A 14,818-nucleotide genomic window follows, 5' to 3' on the forward strand; every position below is an offset into this window, starting at 1 on the left:
ATGATTCTTGCTTTATGAGTTGTTTGTATTCTTCGTAGCAAAATAAGAAGCGGATAGGAAACAAATAAAACCTAGAATCCAGCCAATAGAAGGAGAATAGGGAAGTACATGCTGTAATAGCATTCCGCTAGAAATGAAGAAACTACTAAATAGACCTAATAACATAGGATATCGTTGTAGTTTGAACACAGATAGTAAACATCCTTTCTCCTGCATGAACTACTCATAAAAGCTCGATTGCTGAAACTTTATCACATACATTGTATATTAGTCTTAATTTTCTGTATATAACTTTTAAGAAAAATGGTGATACAATATATGAATGATAAGAGAAGAGAGGATGAAGATTAACATATGTACGTTACTGTAACAGAAGCAGCATATAAAAAGATTATGGATACGATTCCAAGCGAAGCGAAATATATAAAGTTATTTTACGATAATGAGGGTTGCGGTTGTGTCATGAGCGGAATCATCGATTTAGTAGCTGTAGCAGAAAAAGATGAGCGCGATGTGGATATTGAATCAAGCACAATGAATTTTATCGCTGATCGTACAAAGCTTGTATTTATGGACGATAAGTTAACGGTTGATTGGCATGAAGGTGGAGGAACTTTTCAGTTGAAGAGCCCAAGCCAGTTTTATAATCCAAATATGAAATTACACGTTCGAGTATAGTAAAGGAAATGTGAGTCCAAAATGTATTTTGGACTCACATTTTTTTATTTTATAAGTCGCTATTATTGTCGATATATTGAAAAAATCGCTGATATAAATGGAGTTGCGCCGATATATTCAGAAAATCGCCGATATAATTTCATTTACCAAAACGTCCCAATAGTAAAAAGATTTTTTCACATAATGAAATGTACATGTGATTGAATTTTCTGTATAATCTTCTTTGCGGAGGGGATACGCATGAGAAGATGGGGAATTGAGTTATTAATTTTAAGTGTTGTTATTATTTGGGGGATTAACTATACGATTGCAAAGTATGGATTTTTAGAATTTACAGCAATTGAATTTACTGCACTTCGTATGATGGCGGCGGCACCGCTCCTGTTACTTCTTACCTTTTTTATTGAAAAGTCGGTTTATATGGAGCGAAAGGATATACCTAGACTAATCATCGTTAGCGTTGTAGGTATTGTACTGTATCAAACGTTATTTATGGAAACTGTCAAATATACATCCGCTACAAATGCCTCTTTACTCATTTCTATTTCACCTATTTTTACAACTGTATTTGCGATTTTTCTGAAACAAGAAAATTTTTCTTCTCGAAAGTTAATCGGTTCTATGATTGCTTTTGTTGGTGCAGCATTAGTTTTAGTAGCAGGACATTCACTTACTAGTTCTTTTTATGGCAATGGAATTGGACTTATTACATCCATATGCTGGGGGCTTTATCCTGTTTTAGCAGGACCATTAATTAAAAAATATTCAGCATTACGTGTTACAGCATGGTCTGCATTAGTGGGTGCGATTCCGCTATTATTGTTAAGTGGTCCGTATGTGTTTGTCAGGCCATTTCACATTACTCACGGAATGACACTATTTGCTTTACTATATTCTATTTTCTTTGTCACAGTATTTGGTCTAGTAATGTGGTATGTTGGTGTTCAAAAAATTGGGGCGTCACATACGATGGTATATATGTATATAACGCCGCTTGTAGCTGTTTTATTTGCAGCTGTCTGGGCAAATGAATATGTATCGTTTCAACAAATCATCGGTGGAATTATCATTTTTGTCGGTCTATGGTTTGTGAAATCGGAGAAAGTAAAAGTTCATTCTATTGCAGGGGAACCTATATCAAAATAGGAAAACAGATCACCTATGATCTGCTTTCCTATTTTTTTATTTTTGGTAAGAAGATGAGAAATAAGATAGCAGTAATAAGTGGAATTAAGTTTAAAAATGGAATACGGAAGAGTGTAATAAGAATAATACCTGGAAGAAGAACACCGAGGACAGCGTAAAAAATGCTATGGTTTTTCGTGTACCAATACAATGAAAGTCCGATAAGTGCAGGGATAATGAGGTGAATGAGAGCCATTAAAAAATAAATCATTAGACGCCCCCTTTATTTGTGTGCTTATTACATCATATCCGTATGTTCATAGATTGATATCATTTTTTTCATAAATGGACGAAAAAAGTTTGAAAAACCGTCACAAAATATGAGAATATAATGTTTGAAATCTTGTATAATATTATTTTCTAAAAACATTTAAACAACATAAACATACTGTTTATGTTGTTTTTAATTTGAGTGAAATGGATGTAGGGAATATGAATTTGAAAGAAATTTTTTGTTGGATAGATAAGAACGAATGAAGAGAGGTACAGCATGATTAGTATGTCACTAAGATCATTTAAAATCCAATCGTATTATATACTAGGTATTTTGTTACTAGGTTGGATGTTAACACCGTTTTCAGCACACTTTTTAGGCGCTGGAATTGGGCTTATTGTAAGTATGTATTGCGTTTGGCTTCTAGGGAGAAGAATTGAGAAGCTTGGAGATAGTATTGTAAAGAAGACGAAAGCACCGACACTCGGTATGTTTAACCGTTTTGCAGCTGCCATTTTGGGTGCTATTATTATGTACGAAATTGAGCACCACATGGTTATGTGGGCATTTGCAGTAGGGATTATGGGTGGTTATTTCTTAATCGTTGTGAATTTAGGATACTATAGCATGAAAGATGAGAAAGAACTAACAAAGAGCTAAAAGAGATAAAAAGATAAAAGACTTCTTTTTAGATGGAATAGATGATCCAGCCACGAATAGAAGCGGTCAGGGCCTTTTTTAACCCCATACGATGTGAAACCCGAGAGATGTAGCGAGTAGGGATATAATGTATATATTCGAAGCTGTAATTTTATAATCTAGATCACAGATGAAGAGATTAGCATTTCACTTTATATAAGATATAGAAAGAAGCTTACGTTTTCACGTAAGCTTCTTTTTTATGTAAGTGTGTGTAACCGTTAAGCCGCATTGGGTTTTGTCGGTGAGTACGCGAAACTTTACGGTTACACACACTTATTCATATGAGTAAAGGGTTATTCCAACAGAAAGTTTTAATTTAAGCGATTGGACCGCCTAAGTTAATGATATCTTCAGAAACGCTTTCGAACTTTTTGAAGTTCTCTTTGAATTCATTTGCAAGCTCGATTGCTTTTGCTTTGTAAGCAGCTTTATCAGCCCAAGTTTGTTCAGGCATTAACACTTCGTCAGGTACACCTGGTACGTGAAGTGGAACTTCAAGACCGAAGATGTCATGTTTAGCTGTTTCAGTTTTTGCAAGTTCGCCGCTTAATGCTGCTTGAATCATTGCACGAGTATAACCTAAGTTCATACGTTTACCAACTCCGTACTCGCCGCCGGTCCAGCCAGTGTTTACTAGGAATACTTTCGCATCGTGTTTCTCGATTTTTTCACCAAGCATTTCAGCGTAGCGAGATGCATCAAGTGGTAAGAATGGTGAACCGAAGCAAGTTGAGAATGTAGCTTGCGGAGATGTAACGCCGCGCTCTGTTCCTGCTAGTTTACTAGTGTAACCACTTAAGAAATGATACATAGCTTGCTCTTTTGATAACTTACTGATTGGAGGCAATACGCCAGATGCATCAGCAGTTAAGAAAATAATTGTATTTGGGTGTCCAGCAACACTTGGCAGTACGATATTGTCGATCGCATGCATAGGGTATGCAGCACGAGTATTTTCTGTTAAAGTAGTATCGTTGTAGTCGGCGATACGCGTTTGGTCATTAATGATAACGTTTTCTAAAACAGATCCAAATTTGATTGCATCGAAAATTTGTGGTTCTTTCTCGTGAGAAAGGTTTACACATTTTGCATAGCAACCGCCTTCAATATTGAATACACCGTTATCAGACCAACCGTGCTCATCATCACCGATTAATTTACGGTTTGGATCAGCAGATAATGTTGTTTTACCTGTTCCAGATAAACCGAAGAATAGTGCTACGTCGCCTTCTTCACCTACGTTTGCAGAGCAATGCATAGAAAGGATATCTTGTTCAGGTAATAAGAAGTTCATAATAGAGAAGATTGATTTTTTCATTTCTCCAGCGTATTCTGTACCACCAATTAGTACGATACGTTTTTCGAATGAAACCATAATGAATGCTTCAGAGTTTGTACCGTCAACAGCTGGATCAGCTTTGAAATTCGGTGCAGAAACAATTGTGAACTCTGATTCATGAATTGTTAATTCTTCTTCAGTTGGACGAATGAATAATTGATGTACAAATAAATTGTGCCATGCATATTCGTTAATAACTTGAATTGGTAGGCGGTAATTGCGGTCAGCGCCTGCAAATCCTTTGAAGACGAATAACTCTTCTTTTTCTTTTAAGTATTCTAAAACTTTAGTATATAATTTATTAAAATGTTCTTCAGAAATCGGTTGGTTCACAGCTCCCCAAGCAATTTTGTCAGCAACCGATGCTTCTTTCACAATAAATTTATCTTTAGGAGAACGTCCTGTATATTTTCCAGTTGAAGCAGAAACGGCACCAGTCGAAGTTAATTTCCCTTCATTTCGCATTAATACTTTTTCCACTAATTGCGGAACACTTAGTTGAATCTGTGCATTGCTTCCGTTCAATAATTCGTGTAAACCAATTTGGACATTCACAGTACTCATATTTATATACCATCCTTTTCATTTAATGAAATATTTCTCGTAATCCCCAACAAGAGTATAACACAATTATATAAATAATGTATACTATTTATTTCTTTTTGTTTGTGTGAATGCATTATTTCCCTATTAATATTTCATTTCAGGCGTATTGAGAAAAACTTTCAGGAAAATGTGAATATTAATTGACAAATGAATATCATTTCTTTAGTATAGGTTGGGACGGATACTCTCTTATCCCGAGCTGGCGGAGGGACAGGCCCGATGAAGCCCAGCAACCTCACTTGTATTGATAAATGCAGGTGAATAGGTGCTAAAACCTGTGCGAGGCTACAGGTCTCGAACGATAAGAGCGAAGGGCAAAAAGCAGTATGCAAGTAGCAAATTAAACCTTTCCTCTATGTAAAGTAGGAAAGGTTTTTCTGTATGCTTGTGTGGGAGAATAAATGTATGTCGCAGTTTGTGGCAAATTAAGGATGAGTTCCGTACAATATATACAATTACTGTAGGGAGGTTTACCACATGACAAAAAAACGTCATCTGTTCACATCTGAGTCTGTAACTGAAGGACATCCAGATAAAATTTGTGACCAAATTTCTGATTCAATTTTAGATGCGATCTTATCAAAAGACGCAAATGCACGTGTAGCTTGTGAAACAACTGTAACAACTGGTTTAGTATTGGTAGCGGGGGAAATTACGACTTCTACTTACGTAGATATTCCAAAAATCGTTCGTGAAACAATTCAAGGCATTGGTTACACACGCGCAAAATACGGATTCGATGCAGAAACTTGTGCTGTTTTAACATCTATCGATGAGCAGTCTGCTGACATCGCTATGGGTGTTGACCAAGCGCTAGAAGCACGCGAAGGTCAAATGACTGACGCTGAGATTGAGGCAATTGGTGCAGGAGACCAAGGTTTAATGTTTGGTTTCGCATGTAATGAAACACAAGAGTTAATGCCACTTCCAATCTCGCTTGCTCACAAATTAGCTCGCCGTTTAACTGAAGTACGTAAAGATGATACATTATCATACTTACGTCCAGATGGAAAAACGCAAGTTACAGTTGAGTATGATGAAAATGGTAAACCAGTACGTGTTGATACTATCGTAATTTCTACACAACATCACCCAGATGTTACATGGGAAGAAATCGATCGCGACTTAAAAGAGCACGTAATTAAAGCTGTAGTACCAGCAGAATTAATGGATGGAGAAACGAAATTCTTCATTAATCCAACTGGCCGCTTCGTAATTGGTGGACCACAAGGTGATGCTGGTTTAACAGGACGTAAAATCATCGTTGATACTTACGGTGGATACGCTCGCCATGGCGGCGGTGCATTCTCTGGTAAAGATGCAACAAAAGTTGACCGTTCTGCAGCATATGCAGCTCGTTATGTTGCGAAAAACATCGTAGCAGCTGGTCTTGCTGACAAAGCAGAAGTACAACTTGCATACGCAATCGGTGTAGCACAACCAGTATCAATTTCAGTTGATACATTCGGCACAGGTAAAGTATCTGAAGACGTACTAGTAGAACTAGTTCGTAACAACTTCGATCTTCGCCCAGCTGGTATTATTAAAATGCTAGACTTACGTCGCCCAATTTACAAACAAACAGCAGCTTACGGCCACTTCGGACGTACTGATGTAGATCTTTCATGGGAACGTACAGACAAAGCTGCAGCTTTAAAAGAGCAAGCTGGTCTATAATATATGAAAAAAAGCTTTGCGCGGTGAGCGCAAAGCTTTTTTTATTTCGTTTTACTTACAATTTGAATGCATGATTTGCAATATACTTCGCCTTCTAGCTCAATATACTTTTTCGTATTAGTCATGCCTTTTCATACGTTTGTATTTCCTTTTTACATGATTTACAAAGGGGGGGTTTCTACTGGAACATATGCAATCAACCTTTCATTTGACGTGCTTTACCTGCGCAAAAGGCACTGCTTAGTAAAAATAGTGTCGCGAATATAATGCTTACTAATGTAGCGTATGGAATTGCACCTTTTAAGGAAAAGCCGACAGTGATTGAAGCGATGAATAAGAGGATGAATGTTGTTGTTAATTTTTTATAAAGTTCCATACTATGTAGACCTCCAATTTATTTTTTAGTACAAGTTTTAAAATTGAATTCTATTATGTAGAAAATATAAAGAGTAGCTAAAGATGTGTAGTCTAGGAGTATAAGAAAGTGCACTTTCCTTTTTGTGGGTTAGTATACTTATATTGTATCATGGCGCATTATTGGCTTCATACATAATTGTGTAAAGATATGTATGATAAAATGAAGAAAAGTCTTTAAGAAAGGAAAGATAAAAAATGAGTGTAACTGAACATAAAAAACAAGCTCCAAAAGAAGTGCGTTGCAAGATTGTTACGATTTCCGATACACGTACGGAAGAAACGGATAAGAGCGGACAACTATTACATGAATTGTTAAAAGAAGCGGGCCATATAGTAACCTCTTATGAAATTGTAAAAGATGATAAAGAAAGTATTCAGCAAGCAGTGTTAGCTGGTTATCATAGGGAAGATGTAGATGTTGTATTAACAAATGGCGGTACTGGTATTACGAAGCGTGATGTAACAATCGAAGCAGTGTCAGCTCTATTAGATAAAGAGATTGTCGGGTTTGGTGAGCTGTTCCGCATGATTAGTTATTTAGAAGATATCGGAAGCAGCGCAATGTTAAGTAGAGCAATTGGCGGTACAATTGGACGCAAAGTAGTTTTCTCGATGCCAGGGTCGAGCGGAGCGGTTCGTCTTGCGATGAATAAATTAATTTTACCGGAATTAGGCCATATTACATTTGAGCTGCATCGCCAATGAGTAAGTGGGCTGGAATTGTATTAGCGGGCGGTATGTCGAGTAGATTCGGTGAGCCAAAAGCTTTAGCGAGCTGGAAAAATAGTACTTTTATTGAGCATATTTTGAAAGAGATGACAAGTGCGCTCCAAGAAGTTGTAGTCATCAGTCACTCTGATATAAAAGAGCGAGTAGAGCAATTCGTACAAGTTCCTGTTATAGAAGATATTCCGCACTATAAAGGAAATGGACCGCTTGCCGGCATTGTATCAGGTATGGAATACATAGAAGCAGATTGGTACGCTATTATGCCTTGCGATGCGCCAAACGTTTCGCATGAATGGTTTACCATTTTACTAGAGCAAACGAGCAATGAATATGATGCGGTTGTACCTATTATTAATGGAAGAAAACAAACGCTACTTGCAGCGTATCATAACCGCGTGAAAGAAAAGATTTATGCTTTGCTTCAAGATGAAAAAAGAAGTATGGGGCAGCTTTTATCACAATGTAATGTGAAGTATGTTTCTGGAGAAGATGTACAAGCGAATGCGGATTGGTTTATAAATGTAAATACGAAAGAAGAATATGTGCAGGCTCAAAAAGACCTTTCAAATGAATGAAAGGTTTTTTGATATACAGAATTGGGGAACAATCGCTGTATAACCATATATTAATTTTTATGGGTTTTTATTACAAGTCTGTTTAGTTATGTTTATTTTTGTTATAATAAATATGGAAATAAATGATATTTCACCTTATGTATCATTCATTCAACTAAAATTTACAAGTGTGTAATAAACTCCCTTCGTTTTTTTGAAGGGAGTTTTTCTATTTAAGCAAGCAACTCTGATGCGTTATGCTGAAGTACTTCTTCATATTGGTTAAGCAAGCCACGAAAGATCTCATCCCAGCTCTTTGATTTCGCAAAAGATGAAGCTGCTATTCCCATCTGCTCAAGTTTTTCTTCATTTTGCAATAAAGAATAAATGGATGATAGAAATGCATCCTCATTTTTAGGGGGACAAAGAATTCCCGTTTTTCCATCTGTAATAATATTTTTAACCCCGCCACTATTTGCACCAATGACAGGTGTGCCACATGCGAGTGATTCAAGTACGACATTTCCGAATGTTTCAGTAGCTGATGGAAATACCATTATGTTAGAACAAGCATATGCTTCAGCTAAATCTGCACTTTGTAAATAGCCAGTAAAAGTGACATTTGTTTGTGGAACAGCTTCACGCAAATTTGTTGCTAGAGGTCCGTCTCCTGCGATGAGCCAATGAATGTCGTTTCGAGTATGCGATGTTTTAACGATAAGGTTTTGCAACGTATCAATATCTTTTTCAGGAGCAATTCGTCCTACATAGGAAAGAACGTACTTCGCTGTAATATTATATTTTTTTCGGAATAGGTCTGTATTGTAAGCTGGATGAAAGAGTGTGCAATCTACACCACGTCCCCAAATGGAGAGGGCCTGAAAGCCTTTATTTTTTAATTGATGTAATGTTTCAGAGGAGGGAACAAAATTTTTTTGCATATGACTATGAAACCATTTTAAATAGTTCCAAAGCATATTGGAGAGAAATTCAATTTTGTAATAGCGTAAATACGCATCGAAATCAGTATGATAAGAACCGACAACTGGGATGTTTAACTTTTTGGCGTAATACAGTCCACAAAGTCCCATGTTGAAAGGTGTGGCAATGTGAATAATGTCAGGTTTAAAGGAATGAAGTTCCCGTTTAATACGCGGAGTAGGAAAAGAAAAGCGACATTCTGGATATAATATTGTTAACGGGATACTTCTCATCTTGTTCACATTAGCTACGAAATTATCTTCAGCTGTATGCTGAGGGGCGAAAACAGAATAGGCGATCTGTTCTTTCTGAAAGTAACTTGTTAATCGTTCTAACGTTTTCGCAACCCCGTTAACTTGTGGCGTAAAAGTATCGGTAAAAATGGCGACTCTCATCATATCACTCCTTTATGTGAAAAGTGGGATGAATTGATAAAAAGAGATGATGCCAGAGCAAGTGCCAAGGCACATGCCGACGAACACATCTGACGGATAGTGAAGTCCTAAATAAATACGTGAAATACCGACGCATAATGCTAACGGTAATAGGAAAGCAAGTAAGCTTGGATTATAGCAAATAAATGGAATGAAGACAGAGAAAACGGCTGTTGTATGACCAGACGGGAAAGAGTGGTCTTTTAATGGATGGACTGGATATTTCGCATCCTGAATTGTTAAATAAGGACGTTTTCGTGGATACCACCTTTTTAATATTTGTACAGGAATATGGCTAATTGCTAAAGAAATAGCAGTAGCGATTGCTGCTTGGTGTAAAGTCCCTTTTGCAAAAATTAAAAAGAAAAGTGTAAGTGCAATGGAGAAAGTAGCACCACCGATATGGGTAATATTGCTGAAAAAGATGTTTAATGTTTTTTGATCAAAGTAGCGATTAATTCCTTTAAAAATGTAACATTCTATTTTATATAATCCACTGACCTTCATGAAAATTCTCCTCCCTCGTTTACATATATATGGAGATATTAGCTTTTATTTTAATAAGATTTTGTTGAGGGAGTAATAATGTTTTGTAAAGAAAAAGTTAGTTTTTATATAAAAAAGCTGCCAGTATTATGGCAGCAGTAAAATCATTTTTGTAGTGATTTATAATATTGACCTTTTTCAACATACTGCGTACGAATACGCTCCATATCTTTACGGTCTTCTTCTGTTAATTCACGAATGACTTTCGCGGGGCGACCGAAAGCTAACGTGTTTGGTGGAATTTTCTTTCCTTGTGAAACGAGGCTTCCAGCGCCGATAAAAGCTCCTTCGCCGATTTCAGCACCATCTAATATAATGGATCCCATTCCAATTAAAGCATCTTTTTTAATATGACAGCTATGTAAAATAACTTGATGCCCAACTGTAACATCATCTTCTAAAATAAGAGGATACTGAGGGCTTTGGTGGAGGGTACATTGGTCTTGTACATTTACTCGGTCTCCAATGATTGTTGGTGACACATCACCACGGATGACCGTATTAAACCAAATACTTGATTCCTCTCCAACGGAAACATCGCCTGTAATCGTAACATAGTCAGCGATAAAAGCACTACTCGCAATTTTCGGATTTTTTTCTTTGTAAGGATATATCATGTAAAGTCTTCCTTTCCTAGAGACTAGTTTTAGTGTATCAAATTATGAGAAAGAGCGAAATGGAGGAGGTCCGTATGTGGAATTATGAAGCAGAGGAAGCGAAAGCTGTCATTGTTATTGTGCACGGCGCAATGGAATATCACGGACGTTACGAAGCCGTTGCGGAAATGTGGAATCATATCGGCTACCACGTCGTGATGGGGGACCTTCCGTCACATGGAACGACTTCAAGAAATAGAGGACATATTGATTCATTTGATGAATACATAGAGGAAGTTAAATTATGGGTGAAAGAAGCAAGAAAGTATAGATTACCTATTTTTCTATTCGGTCATAGTATGGGTGGTCTTATTGTCATTCGTATGATGCAAGAAACGAAGAGAGAAGATGTCGAGGGTATTATTTTGAGTTCGCCTTGTTTAGGGGTAGTGACTGGACCCTCTGCTCCGCTTCAATTTGCTTCAAAAATATTAAATGTTGTGGCTCCAAAATTGCAATTTGCAACGAATCTTACGGTGGAAATGTCAACACGTAACCATGAAGTGAGAGATGCAATGGAGAATGATTCTTTGTTCTTGCGCAAAGTATCAGTACGTTGGTATAGTGAATTGATTAAGTCTATCGAAATTGCTCATAAAAAAATAGATGATTTTCCAGATGTTCCGCTCTTGCTAATGCAAGCATGTGAGGATAAACTTGTAGATAAAACACGTGTCCGCATGTGGTTTGATAATGTTAAAATAGGTGATAAGGCATATAGAGAATGGCCGAATTGTTATCACGAGTTATTAAATGAGTATGAGCGTGATGAAATTTTGAATTATATTCAGTCATTTACTGAAATACATGTCAATAATATAGTAAAAACAAACAAATAAATCATTATTTGTACATTTAATAGAGGAGATGAAGGAAGAAGTGAACGTACCGAGTAATCCCATAACGCTCATGGCGAAAGTATACCGTGATGTGTTTCCGGTTGTACACCATGAGCTAGCGATGTGGAAAGAGCGTGCCTACCATATTCCGAATGATGAGCTTCATAGTCAGGCAATCGCAAGTATTGAGCATAAAACGTTTCATTGTGAGGGCGGTGGCATTTTATCGCTGCTAGCAAATGAACACCGAGAGGAATGTATTCGTTTTATCGTAGCGTATCAAACGATCAGCGACTATTTAGATAATTTATGTGATCGCAGTACATCACTTGATCCAAATGATTTTGCCGCGCTACATGAATCAATGTTAATGGCACTATCACCTGAAGTGGAAGGTGGCGGTAATTATTATCGTTACCGTGATGATCAAGATGATGGTGGTTATTTAGATGAACTTGTTGAAACGTGCCAAGATGTTTTAAAGAAAACGAAGCACTATGACAAAATCGCTCCTGTTCTCCATGAACTTGCTTGTTATTATTGTGATTTACAAATTCATAAACACGTGAAGTTAGAAGAGAGAGAACCGCGCCTGAAAACATGGTTTGAAGCACATAAAGAAAACTTACCTGAGATGAGCTGGTTTGAATTTTCAGCATGTGCCGGTTCTACGCTTGGAATTTTCTGCCTTGTAGCATATGCATTTCATGATGAATTACATGATGAAGATATTGCGAAAATTAGACAAGGATACTTTCCTTACGTACAAGGACTTCATATCTTACTTGATTATTTCATCGATCAAGAAGAAGACCGCATAGGCGGAGATTTGAATTTCTGTAGTTATTATGAAAACGAGCAAGCTATATTAGATCGTATGAAACACTTTGTAGAAGAAGCAGAGAAGAGCATTGGTGATTTGCCTCATGCGAAGTTTCATCGTCTTATAAGCCGAGGATTACTTGGTATTTATTTATCAGATCAAAAAGTATCAGCACAAAAGAATATGCACAAAATGGCACGGCGCATTGTAAAGTACGGAGGCCTCACTTCAAGATTCTTCTATTGGAACGGGAAGATGTACCGAAAGAAAATGGCGCAGTGATGAAGAAAACCACTCATGTAGAGTGGTTTTCTTTTTATTATGATCGTATTTTTGAAAATACATATATGAGAAGTTCAATCGCAAAAATAACTAAAACAGATAGTCCGAATAAAGGCATGACAGCGCCTAATATAACCATCATGATAAAGAAAACGAGTACGCTTTTCTTATCTCTTTGCTTTGGAGGTGCTGCTAATTTTCCTTTCGGCTTTCTTGCTAACCACATTTTTATTCCGTAATAAATGAGAAGTAGTAGAGATAATGTCGTTAGTAAGCATAATATTTTATTTGGCCATCCGAATAAATGTCCTTCATGAAGCGGGATACCGTAAGTGAACCATTGTGCAAGTAATCCATAATCACGATAGTCCGTTTTTGAAATGAGCTCCCCGCTATATTGGTCAAAGTAAGCTGTTATCTCTTCATTTGGTGCAACATGCATCCCTGTAATACCAGAACCGCTCGATTTCGAAACAGTGAATACACCTTTCGGATCAGCTGGTAGTGAAATAACATATGGCTTCTTTATTTCAATTCCTTTTTGTAATTCATCGACAGAAATTGCTTTCGGTTCATTTGAATTCGATTCAGGAGGAGCTTCTTTTCTTGTTGCCCACGGCAATTCTTTTACCTTTGATTCAGGCGGTGCCATGTACAATTTTGGATATCCGAGTGATTCATTAGAAGATGCAATTTTATAAATTTGGTTCCCCATAAATCCTGACCATGGCAATCCAGATGCGATTAGCAGAAAGAGAGGAATTGTAAATATAATACCGATAATAGAATGACGTCTTTTTGCTTTTTCTCGCTTATTGGATGATGGTGTGTTTTTGAATTGGCGTATACTCATGTACAATCCGGTTACGATTAAAAAGATTGTCCAGCATGCTGCAAGTTCTACAGTATAGTTGACGACAGTGCCACCAACTAAAAGAGAACTATGTAATTCCCTCATTATATTGGCAAACGTTTCACTTGCGTTTTGATCCCCAACAATTTGATTATTACTATCTAAATACACATATTTTTGTTGCCCAGTATACTCATTTGCAATCGTAAGTCTCGTATTATAATCCCCATTAAACTCACTAATTTTCGCCACGCTATAATGTGGATATTTTTTCTCTGTTAAGGAAATAGAATCAGCCATCGAAATAGATTCTGTTTGAGCGCTCTTTCCAAAATATAAATCTTTATAGATGAAATCTTCAACTTCCTCCCGAAATAAATACCCAATTCCGCTCAGTGACAAAGTAATAAGAAGCGGCGTAATAAAAAGTCCAGCATAAAAATGCCAACGCCAAAAAATGTAATGAAGCGAACGATTTTGTTTCATACTTTCAGTTCCCCTAACCTTCCCTATATGAATAACTACTTATTTAATATAGCGAGATTAAGTGTGATTACTTTGAAAGAATTGTGAAGAAAGTTAAAAGTTTTTAGGGTTTTCAACGTTTATAAATGTTTCTTCTTATTTGATAAATACATTTCAACAACCGCTTCAGCAAGATATTGAGAGGAATCAACAAAATCCTCATTCGCCACCACATTCAAATCGGTACACGCGATAATTGCAGTATCTACTTCATCTCTCAGTTGTAAAACGAGCGCATTCCACAATTCGCGAGCTTCTTCAATCTCTCCAGATTTAATGCAAGTAATAATTTGATTAATGCTTTCCTGCCATTTTTCATGATGAATGTATTTTATATTACGCTTTGCAATCCCATCTTGGTAAATCCTAGCTTGAACAGTTGCTTCTGTTGCGAGAAGAGCGACTCTTTTTGTATTTTCAGGAATTGCTTGTAACGTTTCATCGACTATATTTAAAATCGGGATAGAAAGCGAACGCTGTAATTCTTCAAAATAAAGATGCGCCGTATTACACGGCATAGCAATAAAGCTTGCGCCAGTACTTTCAAGTTTTTGTGCTCCGTCAATAATTGCTTTTTTCATCGCTTCGTGATCAATAGGGCGATCCATGTAAAACGGTGTTGGGCACGAGTAAATCATCATATGAGGAAAGTCCATATCATACTTTGCTCCGTATATTGTTTGGCACCTTGCTACAACTGTATCGACGAATGGTCCAGTTGATTTTGGACCCATTCCTGCTAGTATTCCGATCATTGTTTAGTCCCCTTTAATATGTA

The 14,818-nt window shown here is 36.9% G+C and carries 17 protein-coding genes and 1 riboswitch; of the genes, 8 read left to right on the forward strand and 9 right to left on the reverse strand.

The features are described from left to right. Positions 1-12: 12 nt before the first annotated feature. A complete protein-coding gene (locus DN400_RS29420) occupies positions 13-189 on the reverse strand; it encodes a hypothetical protein (protein ID WP_015406513.1) in 177 nt (58 codons plus the stop codon). Positions 190-354: 165 nt separating this feature from the next. On the opposite strand from DN400_RS29420, the gene DN400_RS11560 reads away from it, so the two are divergent. Both DN400_RS11560 and DN400_RS11565 read left to right on the forward strand, forming a co-directional pair. Continuing rightward, positions 355-678, forward strand: a complete 324-nt coding sequence (locus tag DN400_RS11560) for an iron-sulfur cluster biosynthesis family protein (protein WP_000289570.1) — start codon at positions 355-357, stop codon at positions 676-678. Positions 679-918: 240 nt separating this feature from the next. Beyond that, positions 919-1,824 carry a DMT family transporter gene (locus tag DN400_RS11565; protein WP_071713463.1) on the forward strand — a complete coding sequence of 302 codons (906 nt, stop codon included), beginning with the start codon at positions 919-921 and terminating at the stop codon, positions 1,822-1,824. Positions 1,825-1,852: 28 nt separating this feature from the next. Here DN400_RS11565 and DN400_RS11570 read toward each other — a convergent pair whose 3' ends face one another. Further along, complete coding sequence (locus DN400_RS11570) at positions 1,853-2,074, reverse strand: hypothetical protein (protein ID WP_000639042.1); 222 nt, start codon at positions 2,072-2,074, stop codon at positions 1,853-1,855. Positions 2,075-2,353: 279 nt separating this feature from the next. Between DN400_RS11570 and DN400_RS11575 the strand changes: the two genes are divergently transcribed. After that, entirely contained in the window at positions 2,354-2,737 is a 384-nt protein-coding gene (locus tag DN400_RS11575) for an ATP synthase subunit I (RefSeq protein ID WP_000624926.1), read from the forward strand. A 358-nt stretch (positions 2,738-3,095) separates the two neighbouring features. Here the strand turns inward: DN400_RS11575 and pckA are convergent, their stop codons facing one another. Continuing rightward, positions 3,096-4,682 (reverse strand): phosphoenolpyruvate carboxykinase (ATP), encoded by a 1,587-nt coding sequence (gene pckA / locus DN400_RS11580; RefSeq protein ID WP_097997156.1) that lies wholly within the window; start codon positions 4,680-4,682, stop codon positions 3,096-3,098. A gap of 228 nt (positions 4,683-4,910) precedes the next feature. After that, positions 4,911-5,032, forward strand: a riboswitch (SAM riboswitch). A 169-nt stretch (positions 5,033-5,201) separates the two neighbouring features. Between pckA and metK the strand changes: the two genes are divergently transcribed. After that, the gene (metK, locus tag DN400_RS11585) at positions 5,202-6,401 is read left to right on the forward strand and encodes a methionine adenosyltransferase (protein WP_000163117.1); all 1,200 of its coding nucleotides are present in this window, start codon (positions 5,202-5,204) and stop codon (positions 6,399-6,401) included. Positions 6,402-6,597: 196 nt separating this feature from the next. Here metK and DN400_RS11590 read toward each other — a convergent pair whose 3' ends face one another. Beyond that, entirely contained in the window at positions 6,598-6,777 is a 180-nt protein-coding gene (locus tag DN400_RS11590) for a hypothetical protein (RefSeq protein ID WP_000424797.1), read from the reverse strand. Positions 6,778-7,013: 236 nt separating this feature from the next. Between DN400_RS11590 and DN400_RS11595 the strand changes: the two genes are divergently transcribed. Next, complete coding sequence (locus tag DN400_RS11595; RefSeq protein WP_078400712.1) at positions 7,014-7,523, forward strand: MogA/MoaB family molybdenum cofactor biosynthesis protein; 510 nt, start codon at positions 7,014-7,016, stop codon at positions 7,521-7,523. Next, positions 7,520-8,122, forward strand: coding sequence for a molybdenum cofactor guanylyltransferase (locus tag DN400_RS11600; protein ID WP_025118651.1), 603 nt, complete (start codon positions 7,520-7,522; stop codon positions 8,120-8,122). The genes DN400_RS11595 and DN400_RS11600 overlap by 4 nt, the downstream gene beginning before the upstream one ends. Positions 8,123-8,334: 212 nt before the next feature. On the opposite strand, the gene DN400_RS11605 is transcribed toward DN400_RS11600, so the two are convergent. The 3 genes from DN400_RS11605 to DN400_RS11615 form a co-directional block, all read right to left on the reverse strand. Continuing rightward, a complete protein-coding gene (locus tag DN400_RS11605; protein ID WP_097997157.1) occupies positions 8,335-9,477 on the reverse strand; it encodes a glycosyltransferase family 4 protein in 1,143 nt (380 codons plus the stop codon). 12 nt (positions 9,478-9,489) lie between these two features. Beyond that, positions 9,490-10,023, reverse strand: a complete 534-nt coding sequence (locus DN400_RS11610) for a phosphatase PAP2 family protein (RefSeq protein ID WP_000868582.1) — start codon at positions 10,021-10,023, stop codon at positions 9,490-9,492. Positions 10,024-10,166: 143 nt separating this feature from the next. Then, a complete protein-coding gene (locus DN400_RS11615) occupies positions 10,167-10,679 on the reverse strand; it encodes a gamma carbonic anhydrase (protein ID WP_000640208.1) in 513 nt (170 codons plus the stop codon). A 74-nt stretch (positions 10,680-10,753) separates the two neighbouring features. On the opposite strand from DN400_RS11615, the gene DN400_RS11620 reads away from it, so the two are divergent. Then, positions 10,754-11,557: an alpha/beta hydrolase gene (locus tag DN400_RS11620; RefSeq protein WP_098312888.1), complete on the forward strand. Its 804-nt coding sequence runs from the start codon at positions 10,754-10,756 to the stop codon at positions 11,555-11,557. A gap of 40 nt (positions 11,558-11,597) precedes the next feature. Beyond that, on the forward strand, positions 11,598-12,662 hold the full coding sequence (locus DN400_RS11625) for a tetraprenyl-beta-curcumene synthase family protein (protein WP_001102475.1): 1,065 nt from the start codon (positions 11,598-11,600) through the stop codon (positions 12,660-12,662). 37 nt (positions 12,663-12,699) lie between these two features. Here the strand turns inward: DN400_RS11625 and DN400_RS11630 are convergent, their stop codons facing one another. Both DN400_RS11630 and DN400_RS11640 read right to left on the reverse strand, forming a co-directional pair. Next, on the reverse strand, positions 12,700-14,001 hold the full coding sequence (locus tag DN400_RS11630) for a PepSY-associated TM helix domain-containing protein (RefSeq protein ID WP_000812665.1): 1,302 nt from the start codon (positions 13,999-14,001) through the stop codon (positions 12,700-12,702). Positions 14,002-14,120: 119 nt separating this feature from the next. Then, positions 14,121-14,795: an aspartate/glutamate racemase family protein gene (locus tag DN400_RS11640; RefSeq protein ID WP_000579349.1), complete on the reverse strand. Its 675-nt coding sequence runs from the start codon at positions 14,793-14,795 to the stop codon at positions 14,121-14,123. Between the last annotated feature and the right edge of the window lie 23 nt (positions 14,796-14,818).

Origin of the sequence: Bacillus sp. AR8-1 (genome assembly GCF_008042345.1) — a bacterium.
GTDB classification, from domain to species: Bacteria; Bacillota; Bacilli; order Bacillales; family Bacillaceae_G; genus Bacillus_A; species Bacillus_A cereus.